The organism is Lactiplantibacillus paraxiangfangensis, assembly GCF_036246185.1.
GTDB classification, from domain to species: domain Bacteria; phylum Bacillota; class Bacilli; order Lactobacillales; family Lactobacillaceae; genus Lactiplantibacillus; species Lactiplantibacillus paraxiangfangensis.
In genome coordinates, this window is record NZ_BTPW01000031.1 from 1 (window position 1) to 17,016 (window position 17,016).

A 17,016-nucleotide genomic window follows, 5' to 3' on the forward strand; every position below is an offset into this window, starting at 1 on the left:
AAGCGGTGGCAAAAGTGACAAGGGCAATTTGGCTTTGACCCACAAAAGCCAGCGCCTTGAGACGCTGGCCAGTACATAGGGCTTATAGCCCTGGAGCAAACCACCCGTTTGACGGGTGGTTATGATTATATGAGACTAAAAAATTCCCGTATTAGTTCATTCAACCATACGGGAATTTTTTCATTCTCTATTCTGACTGAGTACAATCGCACTTAATGTAAATCCGTCAATAATCATTCCTTTTTTTACTTCTGCTAGAACATCAACTATATCCATTAATCGATACTCAACTATTTTTTCTGATGACTGCAGCTTAACATCTTTTAACTGAGAAATGTCAACACTCACTACATGTATTGAACTCACAATCAATCCAGAGTCCGGCTCTATTTCCCCTAAATCAGTTATCTTTATTACATCGACTGGAGGTATATTTAATTCTTCGTTGAGTTCCCTTTTAGCAGCTGCTGAGTAGTCAACTACATCACCATTTATTTCTTCTGATTCAACAAACCCTCGTGGGAACTCCCAATTAAAACGCCCGTCAGATCTTTTGATTTTAATCATTAAATACTGATTACTCATAGTTGGAATAGTCACTACACCAGCAGTGTTCTGTTTTAAAGATAGGACTCCATGATTAATATTGACATCATAATAACTAATTTTTTTTTGGCTATTGCTGTAATAATCAAAATCAAGTATCCAAGTTTTCCACGAATTTGCGTTTTTAACGTTTTTATTCAGTAACCTATGCATATATCGAAAATAAAATATAAATATCAATACGAAAACTAATATCAAAATGATTAATAGTTTATTCTGATCATTACCCCACTTAATCAACTTATAAATACTGTGTTCAATCATAATCAGCGGAACCATGGAAAAGATCCAGACACCATAGAACATACTGTCTTCGGTATGTTCTATGGTATGCATAAACCATTTTCCAACTTTAACTAGCGGATTATTTGATTTATTAATTGGTATATCTGGCGTTTGCTTGTTTACTAACATCTGTTGAATTCTATTCTTTAAATCATCTACACTTGCATAATGCGCTTGATGGGCCATTGCGTAATTAATTACATAAATTGCATCCAAGTACTGCGTGTGCCACCCCCGCAAACTGGAGATTGCAATACATACAGTTGCCCCAATAACGCATAGAGCCAACTCCAATAGCATCATCATTATTGGCCCACCAAAATTCACCTGAATAGTATGATTCGCAGTGATTACAAAACTAAGCAAAATCGCATAAAATGTAACTATTTGGTCTCTCTTATGCTCCTGTTCTCGCAAGTGTTCATTTGCTTGATCGTATATTTGCTTTAAATAGTCCAAAAACACTTTTTTATTTTCATCCATTAGGCAACAACCTTTCATTGGAGTAATTATACAATAGTCCCTGTAACAACAAAATCCCCCGCACCGGTCGAATTGACTAGTGTGGGGGATTAACGTTCTATTTAATTTTTAGTTTATCACCAGGGTGGATAACATGTTTTGAGGTGAATCCATTTAAACTACATAACTTAGTTACTGTAATCTTACTGTGGTTAGCAATCAACCACAGACTATCGCCTTTTTTTACTTTATACGTCACTGCTGCATTACCTGATAGCTTTAGCTTGTCACCAGGATGAATAACTGACTTAACTGTTTTTCCGTTAGCAGCAGTCAATTTAGCAACTGTCGTCTTGTGACTATTAGCAATTGACCACCATGAATCACCTTTCTTTACCTTGTAGGTACTGCTGGCGGTTTTACTCGTGGGTTTACTAATACCGTTCTTAATGTCCTTAGCAAACTGACTCTTACTGATACCCCACTTAGCCAGATATCCGTATGGATCTTGGTGGTCGCCCCAAATGTGGTCCGATACCCACTTATGCGACTTTACCCCTGATGTACCCGCGCCGCCAGCATCTAACGTCTTAGGAATACCGTACTTATCAGCATAGTAACGAATCAACCAGATATACCGTTTGTAGGATTCATTAAAACGTGCCTTAGAATCTACATGGGCCATCTCGACCTGCATGGGCGAATTAGCATTAGCGTTTGAACCAGCTCCCCATGCGACGTAACCCGGCGTGCCAACTTGGTAAATACCCTTATCATCCACGATAAAATGCGTATAGGCGGCCTGCCAATGACCTTTCATATAACTAGCTTCGTTAGCACCACTACCAACGCCCTTATTATTATCGTTACCAGTATCGTGAACAATGATATACTTATGTGCGGCTTTACCTGCTGCACCCTCAGCACTGGCTAAAGCATACTTCTTACTAATTTTATAACTCATTATTTTGCACCTCCGTTGAACAGTGCCATAACTGACTTTCCGAGCTCGTTACCACCGACACTCACAGCACCAGCAATAACACCATCTACTAAGCCGGCAGCCCACTTAATATCTCCGTTAGCCACGCCAATAAAAATACCAATCAAAGCTCCAATTGCAAGGGCCATGATTGGTAAGTATTTGTTATTCAATGGTGTTTGCTTAATAGCCCAAACCACCAAATAAGTTACTACGGCAATTGCCGCAATTGTTGTCCCATTGATAAATTGAAGTAATTCCATCATTATTTATCGCGCTCCTTCATTTCTTGCTTCATTTCACGTACGGCTTTGGTCAGGTCCTTAACTTCTGACTGTAATTTAATTACTTGATCCTTCAAATCGTCTCGTTCATCTGTTAACTTATCGATTCGTTCAAACAGATCGCCAGTCTTATCCGCATAGATTTTCTCGTTGCTAGAACTGGCTTTAACTAAATTACCTTTCAATGCTAACCATGCCGAACCAAATCCCCCAGCAAAAACTAGAATCGATTGAATAACCGCTGTCCAATTCATTAGTCATCACCCGCCCAAGATTCTAAAATTACACGGCCAGCAATGGCAAACATTAACCAGCAGTCTAAGCGGCCGAACGGGTGGCCCATAACTTCAATGTTTTGCAGCATGAACGCTAGCCCATAAATAGTCCAAATAAAAGCGGCGCCTGCATAACACCATTTAATTAGTGGCCTAATATTAAAGACTGCCACCATCACAATGATGGTTCCTACAACAATATTAATGGTGGCAAAAGGCGGGTCATCAATATGACTCACCAAATTATTAAGCAGGTCCGGGCGCTCAAATCGAAAACTATTGGCAACAAAAAAAGCGCCAATCATAATGATTTCGACGCCCGTCATTAATAACGAATAATTTTTTCTCATCCCTAGCACATAGCATCATCTCCAAGATCAATTTATTTTAATGTGCATTGATAAAACCAGCAATCTGACGTGCCAAACGTTTGTAGCCTTTAGCCGTCGGATGTAGCTTATCAGCAGTAAATCCATCTGCACCGATAACATCATCCAAGAAAACTCCGTTGTTGCCACTAGCGTATAAATCCAAAACTGGAATTGAATATTTGTCAGCAACTGATTTAATAGCGTTCACATAATCCAATTCAACTAAGTTTGCCTTGTTTTTGGTGCCCGTTGGAACGAACTTGTTTTCTTTCATCGGCGTCATAATTACAATCACCGCATTTGGGTTATTTTTGGTCAATGTCAAAATAATTTGATTAAGACCACCACTAACGGTGGCAACATCTGTTGAAGTAACATCTCCCAATGCACGGCCTTGGTCATAGTCATTGACACCACCAAATACGGTGATGAACTCTTGACCCTTGATTGATGTGCAACGCTCAACAAAACTGCTACCATCCCCATTCGAACTGATAGTTGACCCATTTCGCCCAACGTTTGACACATTATTGAAACCGCATAATGATTGCATGTAGCTAGTCCACGACCATTCAGATGACGTCTGACCTTGGCCATTGTCACCAGCAGTGATACTATCTCCAAGGCAGCTCAAAGTTTCATTAGCATGCACTAGATTACCAGAAATGTTTGTTTCATCAAAAGCATGAGGCCACTTACCATCAATTGTAAATTCGCCATGTAGCTTTGCCGTAGTTTCTCCAGCTGTACTAATCCATCCTAAGTAAACCGCATAGCTTGGTAGTTCATTTGTATTGTCTGCAAAAACAAATTTGCCTTTACCACTTGGATCAAAGTCTCCTGTCCATCCAACGAAAAAACCGGTTTGTTTAGGATCGTCGGTGATTAGTTGATAAACTCCTGGTGCCGGTGAACTATAAAGCTCAGTTGTTACCACAACTCTTCCCCAACTATCAGGAACGGTTAGCGTTTTATTAACAGTGTCAATGTCCCACGGTGCACCCCAAATAAATTCTGCATAACCAGCATTAAGCTGTAGATTGTTCCGCTGAACTTCCCGTACCTGACCACCCATCTCCATAGTACTTTTAACACAGGGTCCATGCATATTAATTGTGCAATCAACCTCAGTAATACTAATCCATCCTAAATAAACAGCATTATCAGGAATATTATTAACATTATTCGCAAAAATTAGTCTGCCTTTACCATTTGAATCAAAAGTTCCCGTCCAACCAATGAAAAAGCCTGTTTGTTTAGGGTCACTAGTAATTAGTTGATAAGTTCCTGCAGGTACTGTTGTAAACACCTCAGTGCCCACCATAACGTTCCCCCAGCCATCCGGAACAGTCAGTGTTTTATTAGAAACATTGACAACCCATGGAGATTGGTAAACAAATTCACCGTAAGGAACATTGATTTGCAACATATTACGGTTGATTGGTCTGTTTTGGCCATCGTAAACGTTTTTTTTCATAATACATGGACCATGCAAAGCCACAATTGAGTTATTGTCACCCGTCAATGAGCACCACCCTAAGTATGCATCTGACTCAGGAATTTCATTTGCAGAACCATAAAACATAAGCCGGTCGCTACCTGTTCCATTGAATTCAGCTGTTGAATACCCAACGTAAAAACCATTTTTACTGTCACTAGTGAGCATAGTATAGGTCCCAGCTGCAGGCTTGCCATAGTATTCCGTATCAATAACTACTTGACCCCAGCCTTCAGGAATCGTTAAAGTTTTAGATTTATCGTCAATGATCCATGGTGAATTCCATTGAATTTCTCCGAATGGTACATTCAAAGCAAGTTTAGAACGCTTAATCTCACGGTCTTCGATTTCTGTAGCTTGGTAGGAGCCACCATCAATCCATTCACCATTAGGCCCCCACATCCATTTATGTCCCGTATCAATGGCAATGAATACACCGTCATGGCCTGTTGGATACGTTGATTTAAGAACATCGGCACTAGCAATCGCATGTGGCTGTCCACCATCAAAGTTAGTAAAGCCACGTTTAATCATGTCAACTACTTCTGTGTTAGTTGGTCGCTTGGCAATTTGAGCCATTAAGTTATTATTTAAATTACTTAACGCTTGTTCAAGTTGCGAATTGGTAGCAATATCACTTGACTTAATTTTTGCTTGCAAAATATCAAGTTGCGCAATCATTTCAGTTAAGTGGTTAGCAGCGTCCGAACTCAGCGACGCAATTTTATCAAACTCTGCTTGAAACTGTCCTTTGAATTTACTGTTAGTCTCATTTACAGCCTGTTGTGCCGAATCTAACAATCGTTGTAACTCTGTTCTGAATGGCGCTTTGTTAACAAACATATCTGGATTCCCGTTATAAACACGGAACCATACCGTAAAAGTTGAAACCCGCTTAGAATTATCAGCCGTTTGGAGTCCTAAGAATCCGTAGAAATAGCCTTCTTGCGGGAACATCGTCCCAGGCAAATTCATTTTGACACGGCCTAATCCAATAACATCATCCCGCGAACCGACGTAACTGACAGCTTCGCCTGTTTCCGCAGTAACCTGGCTATTCTCATCGAGATTACCAACAAAGCCAGTTAGAAAAGGAACCAAGTTATCATCAAACTGATGTAATAGCCCGCGTTCCTTGAATAATACTGTCAATGGTACTTGTTCATCACCCACACGCCCATTAAAGCTATCGCTAAGATTGAACGCATCGCCAGAACCAATCTTCTGCTTATAGGTGTCCAGCGTGATTGTACTTACTTTCATATCATTCCTCCTCCTTATCTTCTAAAACTGCTCCGTTAACTAACTTCATTGGCACATCATATTCCGTCAAAATATTGACCAACGATTCAATATTTTTTGCATTCTGCTGTCCAATCGATTTAACTGATCCATTTGTAGAATCAACCTTGTCATTCATTTCCTTGAGCTGTTTATTAATCGCTTCCTGCGCATTCGAAATTTCGTTCAATGCGGTTTCAATTTTGTAAAAATTATCATTTAAAGCTTCACGAAAATCACGATCTAAGTCGTTCGTTACGTCAGTTAGATTCACTGCCATCAACGTCACCTCCTGGGTCAATAGTTCCTGTGTCATCAATAATTTGTGTAATCAGGCTGCGCTCACTGGCTTCAACAAAACTAAGGCTGGTATTAATCGCCTTTTGCATGGCCACGTCATAGTCAAGAATCGACTTAGCTGAATTATCTAAATCAATTTGCATTGGCTGACTTGGATCTTCATCATAATCAGAAATTGCAGTGACAAATACCTGCTGGCCATTAATTCCACTCTGCGGTGCTTTCAACGTCCAAATATCACCTGGCTTAACGTCCTCACCGTAGTAATTAATACTGAATGCTAACGTTGGGTTCGGCTTAATTTGTGCTTTTACGTACGGCAACATTTCTGCTTCAGTCGTCACATCATCATTTGTGTATGGCTCTGCAATCTTTTCACCGTACAGCTTGATAGAATCTTCGTCCCGATACCAGCCAGAATAGGCGTAACGCGCCGATAATGGCATAGACTTTTGTTTATCAGACAACGTCTTCTTTGAGTCACTTCGCAAATCTGATAATTCTTTAGATTTCTTTTTACGTAAATCAGCTTTTTCATCATCACTTAAATCCTTGACTGCTAACAACGGCTTATATTTAGCACGGACTGCAGCTTCACGTTTTGTCTCAGCTTTATCCTCCGCGTCTTTGAATGCTTTATAATCCGCATTCTTATCAAGGTCATTCTTTTTCCCATAACACATAATCACATTGGTCAAATCAGTAGAATCAGAACTTCCTGGTAAATCCGACGTATCATAGCCAACGATAATGTCGTTGTTGGTTTGGTGCTTAAATTCAGCTAGTGAGTACACCCGAATAGTCTTATTATCCGGATAAATAACGGCCGACCACTTACTTGTAATTAAATCCAGTGCATCAGCAGCCGAACCACTCATCACACCCGAAAATGCAATTGAGCGAGCATTAAAATCACCAATGACTTCGTAGCTAAATCCGAGCTTATTACCATCAAAGCGTCGTTTTAAAATGCCTTTCGGTGTGATTTTAATTTTCTTAGTCGAATTATCATTGTCCGGGTCTGGATCGTCACGAATATACTTGGCTTCCTTATATATGTGAACGGCCGTTACTGAAACAGCAGCCGTCACTCCATACCCACTGAATTGCACGTTCTTAATCACATATAGCTGGTCACGATATAAAACAAGATTTTCAGACTGAAGCAGTTGATAAGCAACTGACTCATCATTAAACGCCGTAAATTCAATCTGAAAATCTTGATTTCGTTTCCATGTAAAATGCTTACTGGTTCGATCATAGCTAACCAGGAGTTCTTCGTGCTGGCCGTCACGGCTCCTGATAAATAGTTGCTTACTCAATGATAAAGAAACGGGAAACTAAAGATAATGGAATCAATTGACGTGCAACCAGTCACTTCAATTGTGTTCATCCCTGTTGATAACCATAAATTACCCGTTACCTTGCTACCAACTGGTTTTCCATTAATAAACGCTTTCGGCCCTTTCAGTAAAACCGTGTCATTAGTAACAACCTTTTGGCTAAAGGTCACCTTTGAATCATTCATCGTATTACGAAGAACTGGTGTCCCTGTTAAGTTCATCAGAATGTTTAGCGTGTGCTGTTTTTTTAACGGCTCAATTGGAATTGACCCGTAATTGTAAACCAAAAAGTAATCCTTATTAAACTGATAACTAGGTGGGTCATCCAATAGCTGCAGTCCCTGACCAAACTGAAGTGATTCACTAAAGCCAGCCAACTGATCACTATTAATGACTGATTGGCGAAACCCAGATGGTGCTTCAAATTCAACCGTGAAAGTCGACTCCGCATAATTTAACTTAGTTTGTTCAAACGGCTTAGCGTAGACATACGCACACTTACCTGGTTCCAAGTCATCTCGAATTCGAATTAGCTTGCGATTAAACAGCACGTCGTACAAATCACCGCAAGCTAGCCGATAGTCATAATGGTCCGTTGCTTCCAAATAAAAATCTGCAGAAATTGGTAATGGGCCATAGGTAAAATCACCTAGCTGTTGCGACCCATCAACGCCAATTTGCGTTCGATAATTTGTTAAAGACTGGGGAGCACCCACCTTTAAAGTCAAAAAGTGAGCACCGCGAACCCGTTCACTGATTTCAAACTCAGTATCATCCCCGATTTGAATAAATAGTTTTGGTTTTCGAATCAATAACACTCACCTCCTACAATGATTTAATTGAACGATCCTTTGCCATCCGACGCATCAACGCCTGATAGTCCACACCGCTCCCCGGTTTAATACCTAAAACAGCGGATAAAATATTGGATAATGCTCCAGACAACATATCAATTTGTTGATTTGCCGTATCATTTGCAGTTTGCAATAGTTTGGTGTAATCAGTGCTTTGGTTCCCACTGACTATCGACATTTCTGGTTGCGTTAATGCCGTTGCCTGCACGACATCAGCGTTTTTAGGAATACCCACACCCGTTGCATATTGAGGCACATCGTACATCCTAGCAGTCAATTTTGCCGGATAAATTTTAGTTCTAGCAGGCAAGTCCTCCATCAGTATGTTTCGACCGCGAGGAATAAACGCTGGGTGTCCTGGTACCTCAATTGCCTCACGGAACACTGGCCCTTCTTGATCATTAACTAATGCAGGCCCTCCAGTGAAACTAGCTGTACCATTTTTAAATCCTGCTGCATGCCATAATTTAGCGGCTCCAGATTTCACAGCATTAAACATGGCCGTAATAGTTACATGCTTATCATGAACACTATCCAACGATGCCTTAGCTGCTCCGACCCCCGAACCAGTTTGATTATTTGCCGTAAGCTTTTTTGATCCTGGTACATTCATAAATGTTTGTACCGTTCCCTTAGAACTTGTCACTCCTGTACCCGTTTTGTTACTTGCAGACAAAGGCTTATTACCATTCATATGAACGAAGGTTCCGACTAATCCTTTAGAACTATTGACACCATCGCCTGTTTTATTGGTAGCAGTTAAATTCTTATTACCATTAGTTTTAGGAACACTAGAGATATTTCTCTTTGCCCCTGAAACAGCAGTGCCAGTGTTATTTTTTGCATTCAAGCCAACAGACTTAACTTTTAGCTGCCCGTACTTACCAACTGAAATTCTTGCAGCGTTTGCCTTACCACTCGCTTGGTCCTTTGCAAGCAAATTCTTCACAGCACTAGCTGGCAAATCTTGATACTTTTTATATTCGCTAGTGACATTCTTGATGATGCCGCGTGAGCCCTTATCGTTTGCAATCAGTTTCTTTTCAGACGTTGGTAAGCTATTCCAGTCTCTGATACTTTTGACACCTTTGGCAACATCCTCAGAACCCTTAGCTTTGGCCAAGATTGTCTTCATTCGTGGTGTTAAGTTGTTCCACTCCTTAACCCCGATTGAAGCTTGTTTCATGGCTGGCGACGCATTATCTTTCAAAACAGCTTTCTGTTCCTTCAGAGTCAGCTTGTTCCAAGTTTTCGCATTAGATACGGCCAATAACAAATCAGAACCGCCCTTAGCGGTGATAATGGCTTTCTTTTCAGCCATAGTTAACTTGCCCCATTGCTTACCATCTTGCAACAGTTTTGCTAAGTCATCCCCACCTTTGGAACGAATCATGGCTTGCTTGTCTTTTAGTGACAGTCCATCCCAACGTTTGGTTTGGACAGCAGCAACTCCAACCATAGCGGCGGCATTACTAGACATCTTGCCTTGTTTAACTAGTAGCTTCATCTGGTTCCACTTGCTAGTCGACTTGGCAGCCTTATCTACTTCTTCCTGAGCGTTAGTTTTAACCTTACCCGTTTTAGCATTGAAAACTAATCCATTCCAGGCATCAGCTGCAGCCTTTGCTCTCTTACCCATGTTGCCAGTCTTTTCAACGACCAAAGATGCGCTCTTACTCATATCCTCATTTTGTTGCTTAACAATTGCCGAAGCTTCCTTGTATGAATAGCCAACATTCAACAGGTCCTGCTTAATTTGTGAGCTAGATGCCCCATTAGCTTTATCGAGCTTCAAAATTCCAGCAGCCATACCATCCGTTGTTGAATCATGGGTTACACGTAAATCTTTCAACGCTTTACTATACTGCCCAGCAGAAATTTCACCTTTGTTATACATAGATTCGATTTGCTTTTTCTGTGTACCATATAGCTTATTTTCTTTCTGCATTGAAGATGTCAAATCGTTGATAGTGGTATTACGCTGATTCCTGGTCATATTTTTAATATCACCATTTAACGCTGCTAAAACATTTTTCTTGGCACTACCGCCAAGCTTTAGTAACCCGATTTCATCATCATTCATCTGAGTTTGATAATTACGAAGGGCTGTTCTCTCGGTGTCACTTAACCCTGACATCTTTCCGCCATGATTTTTAAGAATTGCCTCAGCATTCGCATAATTTTGTTTAGCATCCGCTAAAACTGTAGCATTATGCTTTTTACGATCTTTTACATCTTCTTTAAGATCATCTTGAACGGAATCAGGCAACCCCTTCATATCTTTTTCCATTTGAGTGATAGTTTCATCCGAATCACGTTTCATTTCGGCGTACATATCATCAAAATTCTTAGCAACATTTTTAGTACTAGTCTGACTTGCTGTTTCAAAGTCAGTTAAAGCGCTACCTGCTTGGGAGCTAAATCCTTTGAACTTAGTCAATGCTGTATCGGCTTGCTGACCAACATCCGATCCCCATCGTCCTGCTCGTTCAGCACTCTCATGCGCTTGTTTGCCGTAAAGCTCCCAATACGCCGCACCAGCTAAAACTGCCACCCCAACACCTACTGCAGTAGCACCCGTAGCAGTTAAGGAGGTTCCCAATATGCCAGCTTCACCAGCTGAAGTCGTCATAGCTTTGCCGAATAATGTAAATCCGGTCTTAGCGGTGTTTACAGAACCATTAACATTGGCAGCCGTCCCGTTAACTTTGCCTAACGCATCACTTGCGCCTTTAGCACCGTTGGCCATTAAGTCCAACCCAGCTTTGCTTGCCTGTGATTTAGCTCGCATTTGCGCTAGCTTACTGATTACACTAACAGTTCCAGTTCCAAGTCTACCCACGCCTGTGACTAATCGACCACCGACGCTTAATACAGGACCAGCGGCTGCAGCCAATAATCCTAGCTTAAGAATAGTTTGCTGAGTAGAGTCATCCATATTTGAAAAGGCCGTAACCATGTCAGTAGCTTTTTTGATTAATGGTGTAAACGTTGGCAATAATTTTTCACCAATAGTTATACCAAGAACTTGCAGTGAAGCTTGGAACCGTTTAATTTGGTTGGCCTTAGTGTCGTTTAATTCATCAGCAACCTTCTTAGTCGCACCACCAGCACCTTCAGTGTCCTTAGTTAACTGACGTAAACTACTTGAACCGGCTTTAACTAAAGCATTAGCAGCGGCTTGATTTTCACGACCAAACGCTTGCGCTAAAGCTTTACCACGTTCAGCATTTTTCCAACCTTCAGTTCCTTTGGTAATATCATCGATTAATTGAGGCAAATCATGAGAATCGTGAGCTAATTCTTTAGCACTTATCCCCATTGACTTAAATCCCTGCATGTTTTGCTTAGTCGGTTTAACCAGACTAGTCAAAATACCACGCAGGTTAGTACCTGCTTTCTGGCCTTCGATACCCTGGTTCGATAATTCACCAACTGCCGCTGCAGTCTGTTCAACATTCAATCCCAAACTTGAAGCAACTGGACCAACATAGCTCATCGCATCTGACATGTCACCAAATCCAGCGGCAGTTGCGTTAGCCGCATAAGTCAGCGAATCAGTAACCCGTTGCGTATTCTTCATTGTTCCAGAGACCGAATTGGTCTTTAAACCAAATTGCTCAACGATTGATGCAGTGGCTTGCATGACGGTACCCATGTCTTCTCCTGATGCTTTGGTAGCATCCATAATTGAAGGCATGGAACCAATAACTTGATTAGTCGTAAATCCTCTCTTGATAAGCTCTGACATACCGTTATTGATTTCAGACGTGCTAACCCCATATTGTTTCGACCATTTTTTTGAACTATTACCAAGTTGGTCTAGTTGAGACCGATACTTAGCAGTAATTGCGCCACCATTAGTCAGTAGTGGTCCCATCGAATCAATCTGTGACTGGAAATCGATTGCCGACTTAGTAGCTAAAACTAACCCAGCCGCAATCGGTGCAGTTACACCACGGGTCATCTTGTCACCAAGCGCTGACCCTTTTTGACCAACCACAACTGCTGCTTTACTTACTCTGTTAAGCCCACCGGTAAAACCAGTCGTCTCAACTCTAGCTTTAGCCATAAGCCCGGCGTTACGAACATACTGCTGGTTTAATGCGCTCAATTTACCAGTCGCATTATTATACTGAGTTGCTAACTTAGCAGTTTGCTTCGTTGCCTGGCCATCAACTAATGAGCCTTCGTAGGCTTTCTTTAACTGGATAGCTTCCCGCCGTTGAGCTTCCATGACTTTAACTAAACCACGGGACTTAGCTTCCAACACGTCGAACTGTTTACCAGACTGGCCCATGACTGCCATTGATGACTTCATTTCAGCCATCGATGATCTAACCATCTGCCGGGCGCCAGTCAAGCTTTTACCGAATCCAGAATCATCTAAGCCTAACTCGATGACCATGCGACCAAGTGGTTCATCTGCCATATTTTTTACCTCCTTTCGTATGTATTAAATGGACCTGACAAAATCTGCCAGGTCCATTGGTTGTTCTCGTTGAGCTTTTGTAGCTGAAACATTCTTAGAATCACTTGGTCGTCGTGCATTAATGACACTGGTCAGCGTCCGCCAGTCGGTCCGTAAAATCTCACGAATTGACATCGAATGTGTCTCACTGATCCAGTCAATGTAAGCGTACAGTTTTTTTAGGAGTTCTCCTGGACTGATTGAGTCTCCAGAATCGGTTTTGGGTCCTTGAAATCGGTCCCCGTAACTTTCTGGTTCATTTCATCAATCACTTTTTGATATTCAAGTGCATTTAAGCCATTTAAAATTGCTTCTTCGGTAACTTCTGGACTATCAAACAAACCTGCTAAAAATTTAACTTGTTCCTTCCGATAATCGACCAGCAAGTAGCCGCCAGTCATGGTTTTATCTTGCAACTCAATCAGATCCAACATTTTTTGAGTTGGAATGAATTTCTGTTCATAAGTTTTGAACTTACCATCTTTACCACGTAATTTGATTTTGAATGTTTCAGCCATTTTTTAAACCTCCGATTTAGGTGCTTGCACTTGTGAACCAGTCGTAGTGTCAGAAACAGTTGCGTAATCTTCACCAAGCACTTCTTTCTTTAATGCTTCGATGGTTTCCGCTTCAGCCCCGACATACTTACCAACGTATTGACCATTTGAATCACCATCAGCATCACTAGCAATCACACTGAATGTATACGTGTCAGCTTCTGGCTTATAAGCCTCGGCTGGATCCTTAGTCTTTAATTCAACTTTGTCACGGGTGAATGTCCCGTCATAGAAGCCAAGCAAAGCAGTTTCATTCTGTAAATTGGTAGCTTCAAGTAATACAGAGCAATATGGTGGTTCCGTGTCATTCCCAATATGAGTAATCCCACTGGCAGCCACTTTATAACCTGAAATTAAATCAGATGCGGCCTCCGGCATATCCAAAATACCGAAGTCCGATTTAACGTCGCCAACACCCTTACGACTGATGTAATATTCAATATCTGACCCGGCCACCTTACTTGGCGACTTGGATAAGCCCGAAATGTCGGCACTAGTCGTAGCACCTTTATCCCGCTTACCTTCAATCACAATGATTTTATTCATGTACGAGCCATCTGCATTTTGCGGACGAATCGTCATCCGTTTAAAACCTGCTAAAGTCATTAAAATTCCTTCTTCCTAATAGTTTGTATCATACAATTTTGTGTTTCCACGGTATCGACGTGCATCAACGTATCGATTAGTCTCCGCCATTTTTTCATCTAAGCCATCACTTAATTGATAAAATCCTAGTGCAAACATTTCCGACTGGATTTCATGAGCAGCCGTTTTACAACTCATTCGCTTGATAGATTCCACGTTAATTTGAATCGTAAATTCTAAATTCAAATAGTTGTCACTACCAGAACTGCTAGGCTTAGGCGGTCCCAGTGGTGTAATAACAACAAACAAGTTATCGTGATCTGCAGTTGCAGGATTCTGATAATACTTAATTCGATGTTTACCATCACCGGCTAACGTCAATTTAGAGATAGTTGTATTAGCCAATAACTTGTTATAAATAGTTGCAAGCATATCTTTAACTTCACTCATAGCAACTTCTCCAATTCCGCACGTTCAAGCTGCTTGGCAGGTCCACGACTACTGTCATAAGCCCCTTGGACTTTACCCATTCCACGTGGACTAAAAGTTTTACCACCACGCGTATAGCCAAACTCGTTTAAATGAACCAAGCGCCAACGTGAACCGGCATGCCAACCAATCCGGATACGCTTCATGCCACCAGCACTCCGAGGGGTCCCCACACTGACCTGTAACACCGTTTGACCTGTGTCACGGTAACTGGCAACCGCATTTTTTAATTCAACAGCAACTCGCCGGCCAGCTACACGGAGCGCAGCATTTTCAACTCTTGTTAATTTAGATGGGCTAAATTTTTCTGCCAGCTTATTTAACACTTCATCAACACCAGTTATTTCTGTAGTCACTCTCACTTAGTCACCCCCAGAATAATTTTTACGTATTGATTGTTTTCCAAATCTGGCGAAACTGAGACCACATCCCAAACAATTGGTTGACCCAACTCATCTACATAACGACGATCATCAATCACGGCAACGTCACTAGTAACCGGGTCATATTCACCAAACGTGTCACGGATTTTAACCGTAACTGCCAACTTAGCCTCAGCTACGTTCAAAACTGTACGGTCCTTATTTGATGGCTCATAAGCTAAGCACATACAATCAAACGCAGGCACAGTCGTTGAATCATCAGGTTCTGGGCCATCATTTTCCACGACATGAAAAAAACTAACCGGCGTATTAAGCTGATTAGTTCGTATTGGTGGTGCCTTATATTCAAACTCCGGTCGATTCATTTTCATCATCTCCCGGTTCATAATGATCTAACGACGCTGACAATAAATCATCTAAAAAATTCTCGTCAAAGAATTCTACCTGATCGTTATAAGCGTACCGGGCACGTTCCAGAACAAGTTCGTCGTAAACGTCGTCACCGGCATCACTTTTGATTCCAGTGATACTAGTAATGCGTTGCTGACTGGCTGTAAGAATCCGTGACAAATTATCGTCCTCAGCTTTGTGATAAATCTTCATTCGTTGCTTGAATTGATCTAACAACGGATTTACTTCTTTATCTGCCATTCAATCACCCCACTAACGCCAGTAAGTCAGCCTTTTTGGTTACACCACTGTGGTCAATTCCATTAGCATCTAACCAGGAAATGATTTCAGTAACCGTATTTGCGCCCGTTGGCTTAGTAACCCCGGCTTCCGGGGTAGCTATTTTCCCGTGTCACCGCCAGTAGTAGCTTCAGTAGGAGCAGAACCAGGGGTAGCTAGCTTCAAGTCATAGACTGCAGCGGCTTTATCATCCTTAGCTTTACCATAGAAGAATTGCTTTGCAGTGTACAAGTCCATATCTTCAAGTGCTAACGTTTGGTCGTATGGTTGAATCTTCAATGGGCCAGCTTGGAAGGCGTCGTAACGACCTTGAACAAAGGCAATCACTTTATCGGCTGGTGCAAATTCAGATTCAACGATTGTTAAACCGAATGGCAAGGCAGTCACGAATTGGCCGGCTAAGTTTTGAACCATGAATTGAGCTTCAACATCCAATGATTCACCAGGACCCATTACTAAGACAGTTTTGCCTTTAGCAACAATTGAATGGCCGTTTTCCTTAGTTGATAAGTCCTTGATGACACCAGCTAATTCCTTAGCAGCCGTCTTGGTGTCAGCAAACGTTAACGTCCCGGCAGATTCCTTTTCAGGATAAGCACCATCAGTTACGGATACACCTTTCTTAACAGAACGGTTTAAGCCAATAGGTTTATCGTTACCGTCACCAGTCAAGAACGCTGTTTCGGCACCAACCGCAAAGGCTTCGGTAATTTGGGTGATCACATATTGCTTAATCCATGATGGCCCGAAGTCAGATAAATCCTTTGGTAGTACCATAAATGCAGTCGCCTTGGATTGGTCGGCCTTAGTTTCATTGAAATTAGCATCAAGTTGGCTTGTGATTTCACCAAAAATCTTGCCCCATGCAATAACACCAGATGCATCAGATTGAATGATTTTTAAGCTAATGCCTTGGTTAACTAAACCGATTGCTTGAAGTAATGGATGTTGTTGAACCATGTCATCGAACACTTCAGTAACAACAGTTTCAGGTAATAATTTTGGTTCCTTAAAGCCAGTGTCAGTCTTAATTTCATTGAAGAACTTAACTTCTTCGTTAGTCATCTTAGGATCATGGCGGTGTGCATCTAAGTAGTCTTCGGTTTGTAAATGAACTTGGTTCTTGATTTCAGCCATGGTGTCTTCACCTAAAGCATCCATCATGTCGCTAAAACCCTGTTCCTGGTCTTCCGGCTTAGCAGCTGATTTCACTAAGTCAGCATAAGCAGTACGCTTTTCGGCAAAGTTTGAAAATGCCTTTGTATTAAATTTTAAGGTCATTAAAATTCCTTCTTTCTAA

Annotated in this window: 18 protein-coding genes; all 18 read right to left on the reverse strand. The window is 41.4% G+C overall.

Translation table 11 applies throughout. The features are described 5' to 3' along the window. Positions 1-180: 180 nt before the first annotated feature. Positions 181-1,374, reverse strand: a complete 1,194-nt coding sequence (locus AAA939_RS13355) for an NUDIX hydrolase (RefSeq protein ID WP_338230935.1) — start codon at positions 1,372-1,374, stop codon at positions 181-183. A 97-nt stretch (positions 1,375-1,471) separates the two neighbouring features. Beyond that, the gene (locus AAA939_RS13360) at positions 1,472-2,317 is read right to left on the reverse strand and encodes a peptidoglycan recognition protein family protein (RefSeq protein WP_338230936.1); all 846 of its coding nucleotides are present in this window, start codon (positions 2,315-2,317) and stop codon (positions 1,472-1,474) included. Continuing rightward, on the reverse strand, positions 2,317-2,601 hold the full coding sequence (locus AAA939_RS13365; protein WP_338230937.1) for a holin: 285 nt from the start codon (positions 2,599-2,601) through the stop codon (positions 2,317-2,319). Before AAA939_RS13365 ends, AAA939_RS13360 begins: the two co-directional genes overlap by 1 nt. After that, on the reverse strand, positions 2,601-2,873 hold the full coding sequence (locus AAA939_RS13370) for a hypothetical protein (RefSeq protein WP_338230938.1): 273 nt from the start codon (positions 2,871-2,873) through the stop codon (positions 2,601-2,603). Before AAA939_RS13370 ends, AAA939_RS13365 begins: the two co-directional genes overlap by 1 nt. Then, positions 2,873-3,244, reverse strand: coding sequence for a hypothetical protein (locus tag AAA939_RS13375; protein ID WP_338230939.1), 372 nt, complete (start codon positions 3,242-3,244; stop codon positions 2,873-2,875). Before AAA939_RS13375 ends, AAA939_RS13370 begins: the two co-directional genes overlap by 1 nt. 37 nt (positions 3,245-3,281) lie before the next feature. Next, entirely contained in the window at positions 3,282-6,026 is a 2,745-nt protein-coding gene (locus AAA939_RS13380) for an SGNH/GDSL hydrolase family protein (protein ID WP_338230940.1), read from the reverse strand. A gap of 1 nt (position 6,027) precedes the next feature. Next, positions 6,028-6,324, reverse strand: a complete 297-nt coding sequence (locus tag AAA939_RS13385) for a hypothetical protein (protein ID WP_338230942.1) — start codon at positions 6,322-6,324, stop codon at positions 6,028-6,030. Further along, positions 6,305-7,666 (reverse strand): prophage endopeptidase tail family protein, encoded by a 1,362-nt coding sequence (locus AAA939_RS13390; protein ID WP_338230943.1) that lies wholly within the window; start codon positions 7,664-7,666, stop codon positions 6,305-6,307. The genes AAA939_RS13385 and AAA939_RS13390 overlap by 20 nt, the downstream gene beginning before the upstream one ends. Beyond that, positions 7,663-8,499 carry a phage tail domain-containing protein gene (locus AAA939_RS13395; protein ID WP_338230944.1) on the reverse strand — a complete coding sequence of 279 codons (837 nt, stop codon included), beginning with the start codon at positions 8,497-8,499 and terminating at the stop codon, positions 7,663-7,665. Before AAA939_RS13395 ends, AAA939_RS13390 begins: the two co-directional genes overlap by 4 nt. A gap of 13 nt (positions 8,500-8,512) precedes the next feature. Beyond that, on the reverse strand, positions 8,513-12,973 hold the full coding sequence (locus AAA939_RS13400; RefSeq protein ID WP_338230945.1) for a phage tail tape measure protein: 4,461 nt from the start codon (positions 12,971-12,973) through the stop codon (positions 8,513-8,515). A 24-nt stretch (positions 12,974-12,997) separates the two neighbouring features. Further along, positions 12,998-13,147, reverse strand: coding sequence for a hypothetical protein (locus AAA939_RS13405; RefSeq protein ID WP_338230946.1), 150 nt, complete (start codon positions 13,145-13,147; stop codon positions 12,998-13,000). Between the two features lie 44 nt (positions 13,148-13,191). Further along, positions 13,192-13,530 (reverse strand): phage tail assembly chaperone G, encoded by a 339-nt coding sequence (gpG, locus tag AAA939_RS13410; protein ID WP_338230947.1) that lies wholly within the window; start codon positions 13,528-13,530, stop codon positions 13,192-13,194. Positions 13,531-13,533: 3 nt separating this feature from the next. Beyond that, a complete protein-coding gene (locus AAA939_RS13415) occupies positions 13,534-14,175 on the reverse strand; it encodes a major tail protein (RefSeq protein WP_338230948.1) in 642 nt (213 codons plus the stop codon). A gap of 15 nt (positions 14,176-14,190) precedes the next feature. Continuing rightward, positions 14,191-14,604 (reverse strand): hypothetical protein, encoded by a 414-nt coding sequence (locus tag AAA939_RS13420; RefSeq protein WP_338230950.1) that lies wholly within the window; start codon positions 14,602-14,604, stop codon positions 14,191-14,193. Beyond that, the gene (locus AAA939_RS13425) at positions 14,601-15,005 is read right to left on the reverse strand and encodes a hypothetical protein (protein ID WP_338230951.1); all 405 of its coding nucleotides are present in this window, start codon (positions 15,003-15,005) and stop codon (positions 14,601-14,603) included. Before AAA939_RS13425 ends, AAA939_RS13420 begins: the two co-directional genes overlap by 4 nt. Next, a complete protein-coding gene (locus AAA939_RS13430) occupies positions 15,002-15,391 on the reverse strand; it encodes a hypothetical protein (RefSeq protein ID WP_338230952.1) in 390 nt (129 codons plus the stop codon). The genes AAA939_RS13425 and AAA939_RS13430 overlap by 4 nt, the downstream gene beginning before the upstream one ends. Beyond that, positions 15,372-15,677, reverse strand: coding sequence for a hypothetical protein (locus AAA939_RS13435; RefSeq protein ID WP_338230953.1), 306 nt, complete (start codon positions 15,675-15,677; stop codon positions 15,372-15,374). Before AAA939_RS13435 ends, AAA939_RS13430 begins: the two co-directional genes overlap by 20 nt. A 138-nt stretch (positions 15,678-15,815) precedes the next feature. Then, positions 15,816-16,997, reverse strand: a complete 1,182-nt coding sequence (locus AAA939_RS13440; RefSeq protein ID WP_338230954.1) for a phage major capsid protein — start codon at positions 16,995-16,997, stop codon at positions 15,816-15,818. Positions 16,998-17,016 lie beyond the last annotated feature (19 nt).

Bases quoted from the DNA above. Each gene is read 5' to 3' on its own strand.
- AAA939_RS13355 (WP_338230935.1), bottom strand. From the start codon at position 1,374: ATGGATGAAAATAAAAAAGTGTTTTTGGACTATTTAAAGCAAATATAC.
- AAA939_RS13360 (WP_338230936.1), bottom strand. From the start codon at position 2,317: ATGAGTTATAAAATTAGTAAGAAGTATGCTTTAGCCAGTGCTGAGGGT.
- AAA939_RS13365 (WP_338230937.1), bottom strand. From the start codon at position 2,601: ATGATGGAATTACTTCAATTTATCAATGGGACAACAATTGCGGCAATT.
- AAA939_RS13370 (WP_338230938.1), bottom strand. From the start codon at position 2,873: ATGAATTGGACAGCGGTTATTCAATCGATTCTAGTTTTTGCTGGGGGA.
- AAA939_RS13375 (WP_338230939.1), bottom strand. From the start codon at position 3,244: ATGAGAAAAAATTATTCGTTATTAATGACGGGCGTCGAAATCATTATG.
- AAA939_RS13380 (WP_338230940.1), bottom strand. From the start codon at position 6,026: ATGAAAGTAAGTACAATCACGCTGGACACCTATAAGCAGAAGATTGGT.
- AAA939_RS13385 (WP_338230942.1), bottom strand. From the start codon at position 6,324: ATGGCAGTGAATCTAACTGACGTAACGAACGACTTAGATCGTGATTTT.
- AAA939_RS13400 (WP_338230945.1), bottom strand. From the start codon at position 12,973: ATGGCAGATGAACCACTTGGTCGCATGGTCATCGAGTTAGGCTTAGAT.
- AAA939_RS13405 (WP_338230946.1), bottom strand. From the start codon at position 13,147: ATGTCAATTCGTGAGATTTTACGGACCGACTGGCGGACGCTGACCAGT.
- gpG (WP_338230947.1), bottom strand. From the start codon at position 13,530: ATGGCTGAAACATTCAAAATCAAATTACGTGGTAAAGATGGTAAGTTC.
- AAA939_RS13415 (WP_338230948.1), bottom strand. From the start codon at position 14,175: ATGACTTTAGCAGGTTTTAAACGGATGACGATTCGTCCGCAAAATGCA.
- AAA939_RS13420 (WP_338230950.1), bottom strand. From the start codon at position 14,604: ATGAGTGAAGTTAAAGATATGCTTGCAACTATTTATAACAAGTTATTG.
- AAA939_RS13430 (WP_338230952.1), bottom strand. From the start codon at position 15,391: ATGAATCGACCGGAGTTTGAATATAAGGCACCACCAATACGAACTAAT.
- AAA939_RS13435 (WP_338230953.1), bottom strand. From the start codon at position 15,677: ATGGCAGATAAAGAAGTAAATCCGTTGTTAGATCAATTCAAGCAACGA.
- AAA939_RS13440 (WP_338230954.1), bottom strand. From the start codon at position 16,997: ATGACCTTAAAATTTAATACAAAGGCATTTTCAAACTTTGCCGAAAAG.